Origin of the sequence: Streptomyces sp. NPDC014656, assembly GCF_043084305.1 — a bacterium.
Classification (GTDB): Bacteria; Actinomycetota; Actinomycetes; order Streptomycetales; family Streptomycetaceae; genus Streptomyces.
This window is the reverse complement of record NZ_JBIBZN010000044.1, coordinates 1-1,276: the sequence shown is the minus strand read 5'-3', so window position 1 is coordinate 1,276 and position 1,276 is coordinate 1. Positions and strand designations below refer to the sequence as shown.

Sequence of the window (1,276 nt, the reverse complement as noted above, 5' to 3'; positions counted from 1 at the left end):
GCCACCCGTCCTTCGTGATGTCGAACTCCTTCGCGGACCAGACGCTGGCCCAGATCGAGCTGTTCACGAAGCCGGAGCAGTACCCGACCGACGTCTACACGCTCCCCAAGCACCTCGACGAGAAGGTCGCCCGCCTCCACCTCGACGCCCTCGGCGTGAAGCTCACGACCCTCCGCCCGGAGCAGGCCGCCTACATCGGCGTCAAGGTCGAGGGCCCGTACAAGCCGGACCACTACCGCTACTGATCCGTCCCCGGCACCCCGCCGGCCGACGCGACGACCCAGCAGGCCCCCGGCACCCGTGCCGGGGGCCTGCCCCGTTCCCCACCCCCGAGGACCACGCGATGCCCCGCGGCCGCTACTCGCTCCACGACCCGCACGACCACACCCCCCTCGGCGAAGAGCACTTCCACTGCGCCCCCGGCCCCTCCGGCTGGCGCTACGTCTCCCAGACCACCACCCCCGACGGCGACCACCGGGGCTCGGTCGACCTCGCCGTCGACGAACTGGGCCGACCCATTCGCCTCGAACTCCACGCGTCGAGCTGGCAGGTCCGCGGCGCGGCCCTCGACGGCGTCACCTGGGTCCGCACGGACCCCACCGGAACCGACGCCACCGAAGGCAACGTCCGCGCCCACGCCTTCACCGGCACGTCGCCGGCCTTCCTGATCGCCCTCACCCGCCTCCTGCGCCTCACCCCCGGCGCCCCCGAGACCCGCGTCCGCCTCGTCGCCTTCACGGACCCCGTCCTCGCCCCCCTCACCGTCGACCAGTCCTGGGCCCTCCTGGGAAGCGAACAGCACCCCACCGACCACGGCCCCCTGACCGTCGACGCGTACCAGGTCAGTGCCCTGGACACGGGGGAGCGGCACACCGTCCACATCGCCGGCGACGTGGTCCTCGCGGCCCCCGGCCTGGAACTGGAAGACCTCGACACACCCCCCTCGGCCTTCCCGGCCTGACACCGCGCCCCCGCCGACCCCGCCGATGTGCGACGGGCCCCGCGGAGCTGGTACTGTCCTCCGGTGCCCGAAAAAACCGTTGACACGGTGGACGCGGGGAGGTAGATTCAGATGGTTGCCTGGAGCTGGACAGCTCGGCAGCAATCAACTAGAGTCTGACTCACTCCCGATTCTTTATCTCGAATCAAGAAAAGCCACCGATTAGGCGGCCGGAAATGATTCTGATAAAGTCGGAAAGCGCCGGAAGGCCCCGAGGAAAACAAATTCGGGACCGGAAAGCACCGAGGAAATCGGATCGGAAAGATCTGATAGAGT

Annotated in this window: 2 protein-coding genes; both read left to right on the top strand. The window is 69.2% G+C overall.

Going from position 1 to position 1,276, the window contains the following annotated elements; all coding sequences use genetic code 11:
* Window positions 1–245, top strand: a 245-nt coding sequence (locus ACF1ED_RS37250) for an adenosylhomocysteinase (RefSeq protein WP_391767804.1), incomplete at its 5' end; no start/stop codon positions are given.
* Between the two features lie 98 nt (window positions 246–343).
* On the top strand, window positions 344–961 hold the full coding sequence (locus ACF1ED_RS37245; protein WP_391767803.1) for a hypothetical protein: 618 nt from the start codon (window positions 344–346) through the stop codon (window positions 959–961).
* Window positions 962–1,276 lie beyond the last annotated feature (315 nt).